Origin of the sequence: Thermosynechococcus sp. PKX95 (assembly GCF_031583295.1) — a bacterium.
In the GTDB taxonomy this organism is placed as follows: domain Bacteria; phylum Cyanobacteriota; class Cyanobacteriia; order Thermosynechococcales; family Thermosynechococcaceae; genus Thermosynechococcus.
Genome location: NZ_CP134171.1, coordinates 2568281 through 2582222, shown reverse-complemented (window position 1 = coordinate 2582222; position 13942 = coordinate 2568281). Strand labels below are relative to the sequence as shown.

General features: G+C 54.2%; 14 protein-coding genes. 6 read left to right on the top strand and 8 right to left on the bottom strand.

Features of this window, described 5'->3' with window-relative positions; genetic code table 11:
* Positions 1-3 precede the first annotated feature (3 nt).
* Together RHH81_RS12680 and RHH81_RS12675 are read right to left on the bottom strand one after the other, a co-directional pair.
* A complete protein-coding gene (locus RHH81_RS12680; RefSeq protein WP_206200477.1) occupies positions 4-834 on the bottom strand; it encodes an alpha/beta fold hydrolase in 831 nt (276 codons plus the stop codon).
* Positions 835-989: 155 nt separating this feature from the next.
* The gene (locus RHH81_RS12675; RefSeq protein ID WP_206200476.1) at positions 990-1625 is read right to left on the bottom strand and encodes a Uma2 family endonuclease; all 636 of its coding nucleotides are present in this window, start codon (positions 1623-1625) and stop codon (positions 990-992) included.
* Positions 1626-1761: 136 nt separating this feature from the next.
* Here RHH81_RS12675 and RHH81_RS12670 point away from each other — a divergent pair, with 136 nt between their 5' ends.
* The 3 genes from RHH81_RS12670 (at position 1762) to RHH81_RS12660 (ending at position 4431) form a co-directional block, all read left to right on the top strand.
* Positions 1762-2577 carry an FAD-dependent thymidylate synthase gene (locus RHH81_RS12670; RefSeq protein ID WP_206200475.1) on the top strand — a complete coding sequence of 272 codons (816 nt, stop codon included), beginning with the start codon at positions 1762-1764 and terminating at the stop codon, positions 2575-2577.
* Positions 2578-2641: 64 nt separating this feature from the next.
* Entirely contained in the window at positions 2642-2776 is a 135-nt protein-coding gene (locus RHH81_RS12665) for a hypothetical protein (protein WP_255451743.1), read from the top strand.
* Positions 2777-2808: 32 nt separating this feature from the next.
* Positions 2809-4431: an MBL fold metallo-hydrolase gene (locus RHH81_RS12660; protein WP_206200474.1), complete on the top strand. Its 1623-nt coding sequence runs from the start codon at positions 2809-2811 to the stop codon at positions 4429-4431.
* Here RHH81_RS12660 and RHH81_RS12655 read toward each other — a convergent pair.
* From RHH81_RS12655 to RHH81_RS12645, 3 genes are all read right to left on the bottom strand, one after another.
* Positions 4428-5846 carry a hypothetical protein gene (locus RHH81_RS12655; RefSeq protein WP_310743137.1) on the bottom strand — a complete coding sequence of 473 codons (1419 nt, stop codon included), beginning with the start codon at positions 5844-5846 and terminating at the stop codon, positions 4428-4430. The genes RHH81_RS12660 and RHH81_RS12655 overlap by 4 nt on opposite strands.
* Before the next feature lie 73 nt (positions 5847-5919).
* Positions 5920-7095, bottom strand: coding sequence for a PP2C family protein-serine/threonine phosphatase (locus RHH81_RS12650; protein ID WP_399379010.1), 1176 nt, complete (start codon positions 7093-7095; stop codon positions 5920-5922).
* 47 nt (positions 7096-7142) lie between these two features.
* Entirely contained in the window at positions 7143-8279 is a 1137-nt protein-coding gene (locus tag RHH81_RS12645; RefSeq protein WP_206200472.1) for an ABC transporter permease, read from the bottom strand.
* Positions 8280-8702: 423 nt separating this feature from the next.
* Here RHH81_RS12645 and RHH81_RS12640 point away from each other — a divergent pair, with 423 nt between their 5' ends.
* The 3 genes from RHH81_RS12640 to RHH81_RS12630 are packed head-to-tail and all read left to right on the top strand — an operon-like array spanning position 8703 to position 10610.
* Positions 8703-9104 carry an AbrB family transcriptional regulator gene (locus tag RHH81_RS12640; protein WP_310743135.1) on the top strand — a complete coding sequence of 134 codons (402 nt, stop codon included), beginning with the start codon at positions 8703-8705 and terminating at the stop codon, positions 9102-9104.
* Complete coding sequence (locus RHH81_RS12635; protein ID WP_310743134.1) at positions 9085-9849, top strand: pantothenate kinase; 765 nt, start codon at positions 9085-9087, stop codon at positions 9847-9849. The genes RHH81_RS12640 and RHH81_RS12635 overlap by 20 nt, the downstream gene beginning before the upstream one ends.
* The gene (locus tag RHH81_RS12630; protein WP_310743133.1) at positions 9849-10610 is read left to right on the top strand and encodes a BMC domain-containing protein; all 762 of its coding nucleotides are present in this window, start codon (positions 9849-9851) and stop codon (positions 10608-10610) included. The genes RHH81_RS12635 and RHH81_RS12630 overlap by 1 nt, the downstream gene beginning before the upstream one ends.
* Here the strand turns inward: RHH81_RS12630 and RHH81_RS12625 are convergent.
* The 3 genes from RHH81_RS12625 to RHH81_RS12615 all read right to left on the bottom strand — a co-directional run bounded on the left by RHH81_RS12625 (position 10544) and on the right by RHH81_RS12615 (position 13871).
* Complete coding sequence (locus RHH81_RS12625; RefSeq protein WP_310743132.1) at positions 10544-11821, bottom strand: NAD(P)/FAD-dependent oxidoreductase; 1278 nt, start codon at positions 11819-11821, stop codon at positions 10544-10546. The genes RHH81_RS12630 and RHH81_RS12625 overlap by 67 nt on opposite strands.
* Positions 11821-13551: a mechanosensitive ion channel family protein gene (locus tag RHH81_RS12620; protein WP_310743131.1), complete on the bottom strand. Its 1731-nt coding sequence runs from the start codon at positions 13549-13551 to the stop codon at positions 11821-11823. Before RHH81_RS12620 ends, RHH81_RS12625 begins: the two co-directional genes overlap by 1 nt.
* Before the next feature lie 83 nt (positions 13552-13634).
* Positions 13635-13871 carry a hypothetical protein gene (locus RHH81_RS12615; protein ID WP_206200467.1) on the bottom strand — a complete coding sequence of 79 codons (237 nt, stop codon included), beginning with the start codon at positions 13869-13871 and terminating at the stop codon, positions 13635-13637.
* Between the last annotated feature and the right edge of the window lie 71 nt (positions 13872-13942).

The following is a 13942-nucleotide window of genomic DNA, read 5'->3' as shown; positions in this document are numbered from 1 at the left end:
GCCCTAATCAGAATGGATTATATATTTTTTGAGTAAAGAGCCAACGGCCTCAGGATGAGTCATGTGGGGAAGATGGCCTCGCGCGTCGATCCAATCAAGTGTACTATTTGGCAGTTTCCCCTGCAGCCACAGTGCCACAGGTTGGGGAACCACAAAGTCGTCACGATTGAAAATGAGGTGCACGGGTTGAAAGACTTTGCCCACAAACGCCCTTGTATCAGAATCAAAAATGACCTGAAGTGTGCGCAATGCAACACTTGGCTGCAATCGAAAGAGGGTTTTTGAAAAATCAGCTAGCCGGTGATCCTCGGTCAGGCCAAACATCAGGGGAGCAAAACCCGCAGCCCATGTTTGGTAGTTGGTGACCATGGCGTCATAAATGGCCTGTAGGTCTTCGGGGGTGAGGGTACCGGGATAATTCTCATCTTTGAGATAGCAAGGGGAGGGGTTGAGCCAGATATGTCGTCGAAACAAGTCAGGTCTGGCGATCGCGGCAATTGCGCCAATCATGCAACTGACGGAATGACCAACATATATGCAGGATTGGACACCAAGGCTATCTAGTAATTCAATGAGATCGTCAGCATAACCATACAAATGACTGTGTCTTTGCAGGTCGTAGCGGCGCAACGTGTCTTCGTCGGAGCCACAGCCTGCAAGATCATAGCGAATATAGGTGAAGCCCTCAGGGAAGAAAGGCATTAGGTAATCCCAAGCGCTTTTATCGGTACCAAAACCGTGTCCTAGAACAACGGGAACTGTCCCCCACTGGTCAATCTGGACGTATGGCTTGAGAGACTCGGGAAGACCAGCAACTTGATGCGTGATTTGCATAAACGTTTCGCACTACTCAGCCAATTAATTAAGTTTTTTTAATTTTCAGTGGATAAATTGAGTTCGAAACTTGAAGGGCAATGCTAGAAAAAACATAGCACCTAGATGATCTTACAAAACTCCATTCACCTGAGAAAGAAATCTTTAACAATTTGCTATTGACCGGCGAACCGTTGCCGCAACCGTCGCAGCGCAGCCCCTGTGCCTTGGGTTGCCGCCTCTTCGAGGACAGCACTCATCAACGCTACTAAGTTAATGTCTGGAAAATAGCGGCTTTTGGATCGAGGGACATAGGTCTGATCATCGAGAGCATAAATGCTCAAGCCCGTTGACTTGAAGAGCCACACTTCAGGAACGCGATAAAGAAGGTAGTCCTCAGCCGCCGTATAGGTGGTGACATCAATTTCAATCACCAAGTCGGGTGGCGGATCGGTTTGCCAATCAATACGGTCTTTGCCGACGGCTGCCGCCCAGTTGTCAATATAGAAGCAATAGTCAGGCTCAATGCCACCCATCTCAGGAATCTCCATGGTGATCGGCGTAAAGGCTTCGTAATTGCGCTCCTCACTATCCAGCAAAATTTTGACAACATCGGCAACGATATTCGCTTCGCGGCCATGACGGGGTAAGGGACTCATGAGCAAAATTTCCCCCCGACGAAACTTGATGCGGGGAATCGAACCATCGCCACGGCTGTTGCGGAGGCAACAGTAATCTTGCCACGTACCGGGCATGCGTAGGACACTGCCGGGGGGAAGAATAATTTTGGCTGGAGAAACAACCGCATACATGGCAAGGTATATCCACAACAGGTCTAGTTCCACTGTGCCACAGCATCAAGGTTGACGCGCTTTGCGGTTGCGAATCGCGCGGACAGTGTTCCCCTTGCACTAGCCTAGAAAAGGCAGAGATTCAGACGAGACAAAGATGCAAGACGGGCGTGTGATTGCCGATTCAATTTCGCCAGCAGGGGTGCGCTTGGTGACGCTGCAACTGACGTACCCGCGTTTTATCCATAGTGAACTGCTCACCCATCGCGTGTTTTCCCGTAATTCCGCTAGTTCGCGAGCGGTGCCTGTGGCCAAAATGATGGAGCAAGTCGAACACAACCCGGTCATTCCTTACCATTGGGGAAAAAACCAGCGGGGGATGCAGGCGCGCCAAGAAAGTGAACATAAGGAGGCTGCCAAGGAAATTTGGCTGAAAACCCGCCTCGCGGTTCTTGAGGGGGCACGCCAACTCCATGAACTAGGCATTCACAAGCAGGTGGTGAACCGCATGCTGGAGCCGTGGCTGTGGATGCAAACGGTGGTGAGTAGCACGGAGTGGGATAATTTTTTGCGCCTGCGCAACCACCCCGATGCCCAGCCCGAAATGCAAGCCTTGGCTAAGCTGATTCAGCATTTGCTGGAAACCCATGAACCGACACCCGTGGCGGTGGGGGATTGGCACCTTCCCTATATCGATCCCAGTGAGCGCGAGCAATATAGCCTTGAGGAGTGTAAGTACATGTCTGTGGCTCGCTGTGCACGGGTGTCCTACTATCTGCGGGATGGCCAACGCAGTGACCCCGCCTCTGATCTGGCGCTTTATCAACGCTTGGCGGGGGCAGAACCGAAGCACCTGTCGCCCCTAGAACACGTGGCAGAATGCATGGGCGATCGCCAGCCCTATGCCAATTTTGTGGGTTGGCGGCAGTTGCGTTACTTTGAGGAGAGAAAATCAGCACATGCCCGCGAATGATCCACGATACACTGAGTAGCAGAAGACACCATTGACTGAGTTGACAAGAGCGAGGAGTGCAGCCATGGACGTTGCTATTAACGTGAAACCCATTCTACTGGCCATTACGCCGGTGTTTATTGTGCTGTGTTTGGTCTTTGGCACCCGCAATGGCTTCTACGACACCGATAACTACCACGGCAACGGTTCTGCTCACTAAAGCTAACCAAGGAGGGTGACTGTTCGTCATTCATGATCGAGTGCCTCAACTATGGGGTGGGTCACGCAGATGAGGGGGTGTGCATTGGCTTAGGAATTGGCACCTATCGGATTTTGCTGGACTGTGGTGTGCCGTCCCTTGATGTTTTGCCCCTTGATGAAATTGAACAGCATCCCTTTGATTTGGTGCTCTGTAGCCATGCCCACGCGGATCATGCCCAGAGTCTGTTGGCACTCCATCGCCGTTTTCCCCATATTCCCATCTATGCCAGTGAGGTCACGACCCAGCTTTTGCCCCTCAATTGGCCGGATGAAACGGTTCCCCCTTTCTGTCGTGCTTTGCCTTGGCGATCGCCCGTTGAGTTTGGGGATGGCCTGACCGCCGAACTCTTTCCTGCAGGGCATTTACCGGGGGCTGCTGTTTTTGCCCTCACCTACCAAGACCCCAACCCAGAGCAACCGCCCCTGAGCGTGGTCTATACTGGGGATTTTTTCCTGTCCCATACTCGCTTTACGGAAGGACTACCCCTTGCGGATCTGCGAGGATTGCAGCCGGATGTGCTGATCATTGAGGCCAGCTTGGGCACCGCGCGTCATCCCCACCGCCGTCAACAGGAAAACCAACTGGCAGAACGCATCCGCACGGCGGTTGATCAAGGCTACAATGTCCTACTGCCGCTGCCGCCCCTCGGTACCGCTCAAGAAATTCTCATCCTACTGCGCAGTCATCATCTTTTTACGGGACAGCCGATTCAAATTTGGGTCACGCCAGCGATCGCTCGCGGCTGTGATGCCTACCTCACGGTGTTGCCCCATTTACCCACGGCCATTCAAAATTTTGCCCAACACCAGTCCCTCTTTTGGGATCAGCGGGTCAAACCCCAAGTGCAGCCCTTAAGCGATTTGGCGCAAATTCGAGGCGCAGCCCCCACCATTGTCCTTGTGGAGGAGGATCAAGACCTGCGTCCCTACCTAGCTCAGGGGAAACGGCCTTGGCTGGTACTCTATCCACGTCTGCGCTATGGTCAGCCTTTTCGGGGCGGTGATCCTACCTTAGCCAGCTTGCCCAATGTAGAGGTGGATACGTTTTTACTTTCCCTCCATGCCGATGGCCCTGCAACGACGCAACTGATTCACAATATTCGCCCGCAGCATGTGGTGCTTATCCACGGCGACCCCAACTACCTTGCCGATTTAGCCAGCCTGAATGAATTGAGCAACCGCTACCATCTGCACACCCCCACCAGTGGCTCAACGATTCAATTTCCCATTGGCCAACTGACGCTTTCGACGCCGAGTTCGTTGGTGCAACTGGCCTATGAGGGGGAGGTGAGTGAGTGGAACGATGAAGCGATGATTCGCCTACCCGCTTCTATTACCACAGATCCACGCTGGCGACGGTTGGCGGATACGGGCTTTGTCCTTGCCTCATGGCAGGGGGAGCAATTACTGATTCGCGGTATGACCCCCAAGGAAGTGCTGGGTGGGGCATCGACCCCGATCGCCCCCGATCAGGAGAGCTGTTTTAATTGCCAGTTTTATCGGGGTCAGCGCTGCTGGAATGAGGCTTCTGCGCTCTACAACTTCAAAGTGGCACCAGAGGGCTATTGTCCAGCCTTTGAGCGGGCAGAAACACAACCCGAACCCGAAAGCTAGGCCACTTGGAGCTGCCGCCGCAGGGTGACCGTCGGACTTTCCGCGCCTGTTTTGGGGTCAATAGCGATCGCCATCAGGGCAATGGAACGCACACTCGCGGGCACGTCAATGTGAAGGACGGTTTGCCAGTAGTCCCCATAGCGATAAAAATCAAACTCCACGAGCCAGCGGGGGCCAGCAATTAACTCTCCTGTTTCGCCATTGGTGATCCACACCTTCACAGAGCAACCCCGTTGTGTTGCCGGCAAATTCACCTTGAGGTGCAGCGGCGATACCAGTGGCTCCGGTGACAGCAGGAGCTGGGGGGGGGTCAATAGATAGGGACTCTCAGGATTTGTGGATACTGGCGGTGTGGGTTCAACGGGGGGCGCTAATTCCGCTAACTGTTGCAATCGCGACCAAAATCGCTCTTGGCGATCAATGGGCAAATCCCGAGGCGGCGGTACGGTAACGGCAGATAGGGGCTGGCAAAAGCTAGGCAAATCCACGACAACAGGGGCTTTTACAGGCTTCAGTTGGGGCGGTAGGGAAAAGCCGCTCACTGGCACAGGTTCGAGAGTCCTATCCCCTAAGATGGGCAACTGCGGGCCAGCGGGTGTTTCGCTCTTAGATGGGGCGGGTTGGCGGGGCGCAGAGACGGCAGGAATCTCCGGTGCCGGTAACACCGTGACCATAAAGGCTTGCACTTGGCGAAGATCGCTGTGCTCTAGGGGTTGGTTGGGCAGGAGGCGGGCTTCCCCCACCATGACTGGATAATCGGCCAAGGGGGTGAGTGTACAATGAAACCCCCATTTCCCCTCGCGGGCGATCGCGGGCACTGAGTGCTCCTGCACCACATCGCGCGTGACGGGATTGCGCAAACGAATCACCACCGTACCGGGAACGGCAACTGTGCCCTCTAAAACCAGCGTTTCATCGGCAAAGATCGTATAGGCACTTTGGGGCAGCTCAATGAGCGTCGTGGGCAGCTCAGCAGGGGAGGGTGCTTGCGGCTTAGGGGGGTCGGCAGCTTTCACTGGTTGCTCTGGAACCGCAGGCAAGGTTTCTGGTGCCGGCAAATCCCACTCTTCGCTTTGGGCAAGGACATCAAGGGCGATCGCAAACACCTCTGCATCCAGCACCCCGTCTTGGGCCACACGGCATTGAAATTCCCAACGCCCCGCCTGCAAATACGTAAAGGGCAGAATACCCATGAGTCCTGTGGAGCTGCTGCGGTGGGTGCGGCGTTGGTAGCGCTGCTTGGGCACCCCCTGATCATCGTAAAGATGGGTAATTTGCACTTCCACCGAGGTTTCGGCAACCGGACAGCGCGCCATCAAGCGGTAACTGCCCTCCAAAACTTCCGCCGAGGGTGGTTCTAGGGGCAACCAAGCGCGATCGCCCTCCTTTTGCAGTAAAAACTCCCATCCGCCCATAGCTCATTTTCACTCTCCCACTGCTTAGGATATTGCACAGAAAAGGCCACATTATGCAATCTCAGATGCAAAGTTAAGCCGATGGAAAGGCCACTTGCACCAATGAAACATCATCACTGCCAAAGGCATCGGGCGCTGCATGGCTCTGCACTTGGGCAATCAACTGGGGCAGCGCCGGCACAGGGTCTTGGGTGTGGGCAGCAATGAGCAACTCCCTAAAGGCTTCGAGACCCCAAACCCGATTGTCGGTTGTTTCAAACTCATAGATGCCGTCACTAAAGAGGTAGAGAACTGCCGAAGGGGGGACTTCAATCGTGGCTTGGCTAAAGACCATGTCAGCAAACATGCCAATGGGAATGCCCGGTGTCTTGAGGAGAGTCGCTCGCCAGCCATCAGCCTCAGGGGTGAGGAGCAGTGCCGGCGGGTGTCCACCACTGGCATAGGTCAACTGCCGTGTTTGGCGATCGTACACGCCGTACCAAATCGTGAAATACTTCTCGTGCTGATCCGTCATTTGAAAGCCATTGTTGAGGGCTTCGAGGACTTGGGCAGGGTGCCGATAGTCAAATGTGCCGCTCGTTTGCTCTCGCGTGGTGCTGCGCAGGAGGTTCAAGACGGAGACCGAAGGCAGAGCCGCCCCCAAGCCATGGCCGGAAACATCGAGAATGTAGAGCACTAAATAGCGATCGCCCACCCCAAAAAAGTCAAAGCAATCGCCGCCCAACTGACTTGACGGCAAAAAGTAGTAGTTAATTTTGCAGGGGGCTTCTTGGGGATCTGGTAGGAGCGATCGCACATAATCCGCAGCCTCGTGCAGTTCCGCCTCAAGGAGTTGTTTCTGCTTGAGCAGATCTTGGTTGAGCTGATAAAGGCGCAGACCCGCCTGAATCCGTGCCCGCAGTTCATTGGGGTCAATGGGCTTGGATAAGAATTCATCCGCACCAGCATCCAAGCCCTGAATGCGATCCTCCAGTTCCCCCTTGGCGGTCAGCAGCACAAAAAAACTGCGGGAGAGTTCCTGATCCTGCTTGATTTGACGGCACACCTCTAGGCCGTCCAGTTCGGGCATCATCCAGTCGCAGATGATCAGGGCGGGTTTCTCAGCGGTGGCGATCGCGATTCCCTCGCGGCCATGGCTAGCAACCGAGACCTGGTAGCCCAGATCCTTTAGGGTTTTGCGCAGCAGCAGTCGGCTAGTAGGGTCATCATCAATGACGAGAATTCGATAGGGCTGGCGATCGCCGCTCATAGCTTCAGCCTGCAAAATCTCCCCCTAGTGTATCCCAAGGCTCTTGGCTATTTTGGGGTTTGCCTCGGATCAAGGGCATCCCGCAGGCCATCGCCGACAATGTTGAAACACAGCACCGTCAGTACAATCAGTGTGGCGGGTGCCCAAACTAGCCACGGTTGCAAGACCAAGATTGAGGCATTCGTTGCCAACGAGAGCATATTGCCCCAAGAGGGATCCGGCTGCTGAATGCCTAGACCAATGAGACTGAGTACCGATTCCGCCACAATAAAGCTGGGAATCGAGAGCGTTGCGGCAATCATCACGTAGGTTGCTGTCTGGGGAATAATGTGCCGCACAATAATATAGAGCGATCGCCCCCCCATTACCTGCGCCGCTTGGACAAAGGCCATTTCTTTGATCCCCAGAACCTGACCGCGAATCACCCGTGCTAGCCCCGCCCAACTCACAAAGGATGTGATTACGGTAATTAGCAAAAATCGCTCACCACTACTGAGTCCCGTGGGGAGTACTGCCGCCAAAGCCACCAGCAGATAGATGGTCGGCAGCGTCATCAGCACCTCAATGCCCCGCATCAAAACGGCATCGAGCCAACCGCCAAAGTAGCCAGAAATTGCCCCCACCAGAATGCCAATCGGGAAGGCGATCGCCACCCCCACTAGGCCAATACTGAGGCTAATGCGGGCACCAAAGAGCAGCCGACTGAACTGATCGCGTCCTTGGTCATCCGTGCCCAACAGATTCAGATAGCCCTTACCCACCGTGCCAAAGAGATGGCGATCGCTGGGGAACCCGGCAAAGATCGTACGTGGTTCAATTTGTGGATTGGTGAGACTCCAGCGGGTCGGTAGGGGCAGGGTAATTTCCAAGAAGCGATAGGGGCTGCCCTTGACAAAGAGGCGAATCGGCGACGGTTCCTGCCAGTCCACAATCAGGGGACGTTCCCCTGTTTCCAAGTTCACAGGCCCCAAGCGGGTGGGATAGACATGGGGGCCAAGCCACTGACCGTTGGGGGTGCGCCAGTAAATGCGGGTAGGGGGCAGCAGGGCACCCTCCACTTGAAAGGTATAGGGACTATAGGGAGCAATAAAATCCGCGGCGATCGCCAGCAGGTACAACGTCAGCAACACCCCCAAACTGAGCATCACTAAGGGGTTGCGCCGCAACGCTTGCCAAGGGGTCATTCGTCACTCATCTGCTAGGGTACAGCCACTATACAGCCTTTTTTCTATCCTAGGGCTGCTCTGACAGACTCAATGCCGACATGGCTTCCCTATTTTTAGAGAGGCATGATGCTATAGATAAGTTTGACTCAAAAATCAATAAGTGATAAATAAAACTTAACAAACTAACATCAAATTCCTTTTCTTGTTAAATAGATTCGGTATCACTATATGATTATACTGATTGCTTCAAACTAACATATTGTTAAAAAGAATACTTTGTGTTTCAAACAAAGTGGTAGCTTAATATAAGTCTAATGATTTCTAGTCAGATCATTCTCGCAGACCCCCTTTTTCTCTCTAGTGTGGGTACCTGTTGATTAAAGAACAATTGAGTTGCTTTATTCATTTGAATAGTGTTCTGACAGAGGAAATATAGAGCGAATGGAAAAACCAAAGCCCCTAACTGGTAAAGCACTCTTGCAGCGATTAAGTGAACTGGGTTCTGCATCCCGTAAAGAAGCCGCAAAGCTCTGTGGCTACTATCGCGTCACAAAATCTGGTGAGGTGCGTGTTAACTTAGGGAAATTTTACGAAGCGGTACTCGCTGCCGGCGGACTAGAAGTCCAGTCATCAGAAAAAGACGTCAATGGTCAATCAGGACGGGGGCGATCGCCCTCCTATCGAGTGAAGGTGCACCAAAATGGTCAGATTGTCATTGGTGCTGCCTATACCAAAGCCATGAACCTAAAGCCGGGGGATACCTTCAAAATTAAGCAGGGATACAAACATATTCATCTCTATCTCATCGATCCAGAAGAAGTGGATGGTGCCCCCACAGAGTAATCAATGGTTCGCCCTAATGATTGGCAATAGTCGGCAGCACTGGGCCCTCTTTACGGGTGAACACCTCAGCCGCACTTGGCACCTCACCCCTGAGGAATTTGCCTTTAATCCTGCCCAAGACTATCCCAACCTCCCCTGCTGGGGTGCGAGTGTTGGTTCTGTGTCCTTGCACCAAGTCTATCCGACGGCGATCGCCTTCACCCTCGAGGATATTCCCATTCCTCGGATGTACCCCACCCTAGGGATTGACCGTGCCCTTGCCCTCTGGGGAGCGCTTCAGGTTTATGGGGCACCAGTGTGTGTGGTGGATGCGGGAACTGCATTAACGCTGACCCTAGCCAACGATCGCGGTGACTTTGCGGGCGGTGTGATTCTCCCGGGTGTTGGGTTAATGGCACGAGCACTGGCGGACTATACGGCAGCGTTACCCTATGTGACGCTTCCCCCAGACCCACCCCCCCGTTGGGGAACCACTACTACCACAGCGATTGAAAGCGGTCTTTACTACGGTACTGCCGCCATGTTGCACGCCTATCTGGGCGCCTTTTTTCAGGCGTTTCCCCAAGGTACGGTGATTGTGACCGGGGGCGATCGCCCCTTTCTCAGTGAACTGTTAAAGACATTTTTAGATGCCGATCGCTGGCATGAAGATGATCATCTGGTTTTTTGGGGGATCCGCGCCCTCCGCAACCCAACCGTTAAGATAGAAATGCACCCGATGAACAGGATTGACGACTTCCGCTAATGGAGCGACGGGATGACTTTACGGATTTAGCCTTGGGACTGGTTTCAGCCCAGAGCTTTCCGGCGATAGTGGGCATTGCCGATCACATGCTCAAATCCGCCGATGTCCTCCTAGTGGGCTATGAAAAAATTGGCAGTGGCCACTGTACCGCCATCGTGCGCGGGCGAATTGCCGATGTGCGTCTAGCTGTGGAAGAGGGCGCTGAGCGGGCACAGCAGTTTGGTCAAGAACTCAGTACCTTAGTCATTCCCCGGCCTGACCCCAACCTAGAGAAAATTCTTCCGATTGGCAGTCTCCTCGCCCAGATTGCCTCTAAAAGTCGCGGCCATCGCCTCAGTAGCCACGCGGTTGGCCTATTGGAAACGCGAGGATTTCCAGCCATGGTGGGGGCAGCGGATGCCATGCTCAAGGCGGCAGATGTGATCCTAACGGCCTACGAAACCATTGGCGCCGGTCTATGTACGGCCATTATTCGCGGCACGGCCTCCAATACCGCGATCGCCCTTGAGGCCGGGATGGCAGAAGCCGATCGCATTGGTGAACTCCATGCAGTGATGTTGGTACCTCGTCCCCTTGAGGATTTGGATCAATCGTTGCCCTTGGCACCCGCCCTACAACGGGAACTGCAACCCCTGCGCCTACCCCTCACCCTCAAGCAAAAAGAAACCGAACCCCTTGCCCTCCAAGGTGCGGCTCAAGAGAGTTTGGCCGTGGAAGCGCCTGCCGAAACGGTGCCCGTCGAACCCTCTGCCAATCCCTGACCGGCAATCCAGCCCGTTGTCCACGCACTTTGCAGGTTAAAGCCCCCCGTCACGCCATCAATATCGAGAACTTCGCCCGCAAAGAATAGCCCCTCACAGCAGCGGCTGGCCATGGTCTTAAAGTCCACTTCCTTGAGAGCCACCCCACCACAGGTGACAAACTCCTCTTTGAAGGCGCCTTTGCCAGCGATCGCGAAGGTACCTCGGTGCAAGGCCTCCGCCAGTGCCAGCAGTTGTTTTTTACTGAGGTGTGCCCAAGTTTGCTCAGCCGGAATCCCCACGCTGGTTGTCCAGTAGCTCCAGAGGCGGCGCGGCAGCGGAAAGGGACAATGGCTAGCGATCGCTCGCTTCGGGGTATGGCTACGACAGGCTGCCAACTCCCCTTGAATCTGCGGCAGTGACAGATGGGGGAGCCAATTCACCACCAAGGTGCCGCGATAGTTCTGCGCCGCTAAGGCACGCGCCCCCCATGCCGAGAGTTTCAAGACCACAGGGCCACTCAAGCCCCAATGGGTAACGAGAATAGCACCGGTTTGGGTTAAGGGCGGCTGCTGCAACAGTTTGAGGGTTGCTTCCACGGGTTCGACACTGAGGCCTGAGCGCTCCTGCAAGAGCGGGTCATCAATGTGAAACGTAAACAGCGAAGGGACGGGGGGAATAATGGTGTGTCCCAATTGTGCCGCCAAGCGATAGCCTTGGGAACTACTGCCGGTGGCCAGAAGGACGCGATCGCCCACAAGGGGTTGAGGCTGCTGAGCAACCGTGACTTGAAACTCATTGCCGACTTTCACCATCTCCTTCACCGCTGCGCGGGTACGGAGGCGAATGCCCAGAGCCGTTGCTTCTCGCACCAGACAGTCAATAATGGTTTCTGAGTCATCACTGACGGGAAAGACTCGCCCATCGGCTTCGGTTTTCAACTTCACCCCCCGCGCCTCAAACCAAGCGATCGTGTCTTGGGGTTGGAAGCGACTAAAGGCACCCCGCAAGGCCTTGCCACCACGGGGATAGTGCTGCACCAATAGCGCTGGATCAAAACAGTGGTGGGTGACATTGCAGCGACCACCACCAGAGATGCGGACTTTGCTCAGCAGCGTTGCCCCAGCTTCTAAAATCGTGACGAGATTGCGAGAATTAGCCGTCGCACAGGCGATCGCTCCAAAAAATCCAGCGGCACCACCGCCGATGACTAAAATGCGCTGACCTGCCATCAAGATTCCAAAGGATGAGTACTTTCGCCTTTGCCGTTGCGATCGGCAAGGTGAAGCTGTTGATGCAGCCGACCCACGGCAATCCCCTCTGTGGCCATCAGGTTGAGCACCCGCCGCCGAAACTCCCGCCCCACGACCCATTGTTGTCCCGGTTGGGTCCTAATCCAAATGCGCACGAGTAAGCCACTGGCGGTAATCTGATCAATTCCTAGAACTTCTGGCCGCTCCAGCATCTTCAGTTGCCACTCCGGTTCTTCGTAAAAGTGGATACTCAAGTCATTCAGCAACGACAACAGGCGATCGGGATTGGTTTCAATATCCACCCACAGTTCGAGATTAACCCGTGACCAAGTGCGGGTCAGGTTGGCTACCTTGGTAATCGTACTATTGGGAATTGTAATCAGCTGACCCTCGGCATTGCGCAACTGAGTAATGCGCAAATTGAGATTTTCCACTAAGCCGGAGTAGGGTTCAATTTCCACCACATCGCCAATGCCGTACTGATCCTCCCAGACAATGAGCAGACCATTGATAATGTCCTTCACCAAGTTCTGTGACCCTAGGGAAATGGCCAAGGCTAAAAAGCCCCCCACAGCGAGAATGGAGGAAACAGGTACCCCTAAGGAACCCAAGATAACCACTAGTCGAATCAAATAAATGACAACGGTCTTAAAGCCGCGCATCACTTCCACAGTGGTACTAATCCGCAGGGTTTTACGCTGGGTATCAGCAAACTTGAGCAGATTATTTTGCTCCCAGAAAACACGAATGCGATCAAAGGCCAAGTCAGCAAATTGATTCAGCAGCCCCGTGCCAAACCAGACCACCATCCACAGAATCGGCAAGCCATAGACTTGGGAACTCAGCCAGCGGGTCATGGGGAAGAGGCGCAGAATTGCCGCTAGGCCGAGTAGCCACAAAGCCACTTGTCCCCACAACAGTAGATACCGAACGAGACTAATGAGCTTGATGCGCTGCTTGAGAAAAAAGTGGTGCCGCAGATGGGGCAGAAGCGGCAAAACCCACTCCGGTTCCGTCGTTTGAGTGGTCACTGTGTCCAGTTGCCCTTGTAGATGCTTGCGTTGGCGGATCAAGAAGCGTTGCACAATTAAAATGACGAAACTACCTGCACCCACCTTGATAAAGATCAAGACAGCCTCCTGAATTTGCGACATCAGGGCTGTGTCGGTGCGTTCCTGAATCGCTCGGTTCATCTGCTGTTGCAAAATGTCTCGCCACTGCTGGGCAAGGGTTTCAGGGGGCAGTTGATGGTAGTCGCTGTCGGCCTCTGTCACCGTCAGGAGGCGAGTGGTGCGTTCCGCTTGGCCAATGCGGGCACTGATCACCAACACATTATTGAGGCGAGCCACACCAATGTTTACAAGTTCGGGCGATCGCCGCCCATGCTCAAGGGCACTCTGGAGTACCCGCCGTAGGTTCGATTGAATTAAATCCGCTCGGACTTCAACGGGAATTGCGTTACCGGGGTTATCGCGATCGCGCACCGTCGGCGCAGCAATGGTAAAAAGGGTGCTGCCATCGAAGCGAACATCGGCAATTTCCAGCTCACCAATGCGGGTAACACCGGGAGGTGGGGGGGTGACTGCGGTTTGACTGATGCCGGGTACGGCGAGCTGAGCCACACTTGGCCAAGGAGAGAGAATGGCTAGCAAGAAGGTCACAAGGGCGATCGCTCCCCACCGCCATAATCGCTGATACCCGTTGATCATTCGCACGTACTGATATTCTGCACGGCAACACGAACTAGGACTATCCTCTCACCTTTTGAAGGCTGAACTCAGTTCACGGTTCCCTAGGGGCAGTCGACCCTAGCTTGCAGCACCTGCTCCCTTGCCACATCGCGGATTAACGAGAGACGCGAGGAAATGTAGCGTTCCAGATGATAGCGCTGGTTATGCTCTAAAGGATAAACGTCACTAAACTGCGTCACCAGCCACCCCTGTAGGGCGTGATCATCCATACTCAACAATCGTCCCACCTGTACTTGCTCAACAAAGTGCCAGAACTGCCGGAGGAGAGAGGGGGTCATACTTGCCCTCCTTTTAAGGTTTTCTTTAGATTTTACCTATCTACTACCATACGTTGCCCCTCGGAAATTGG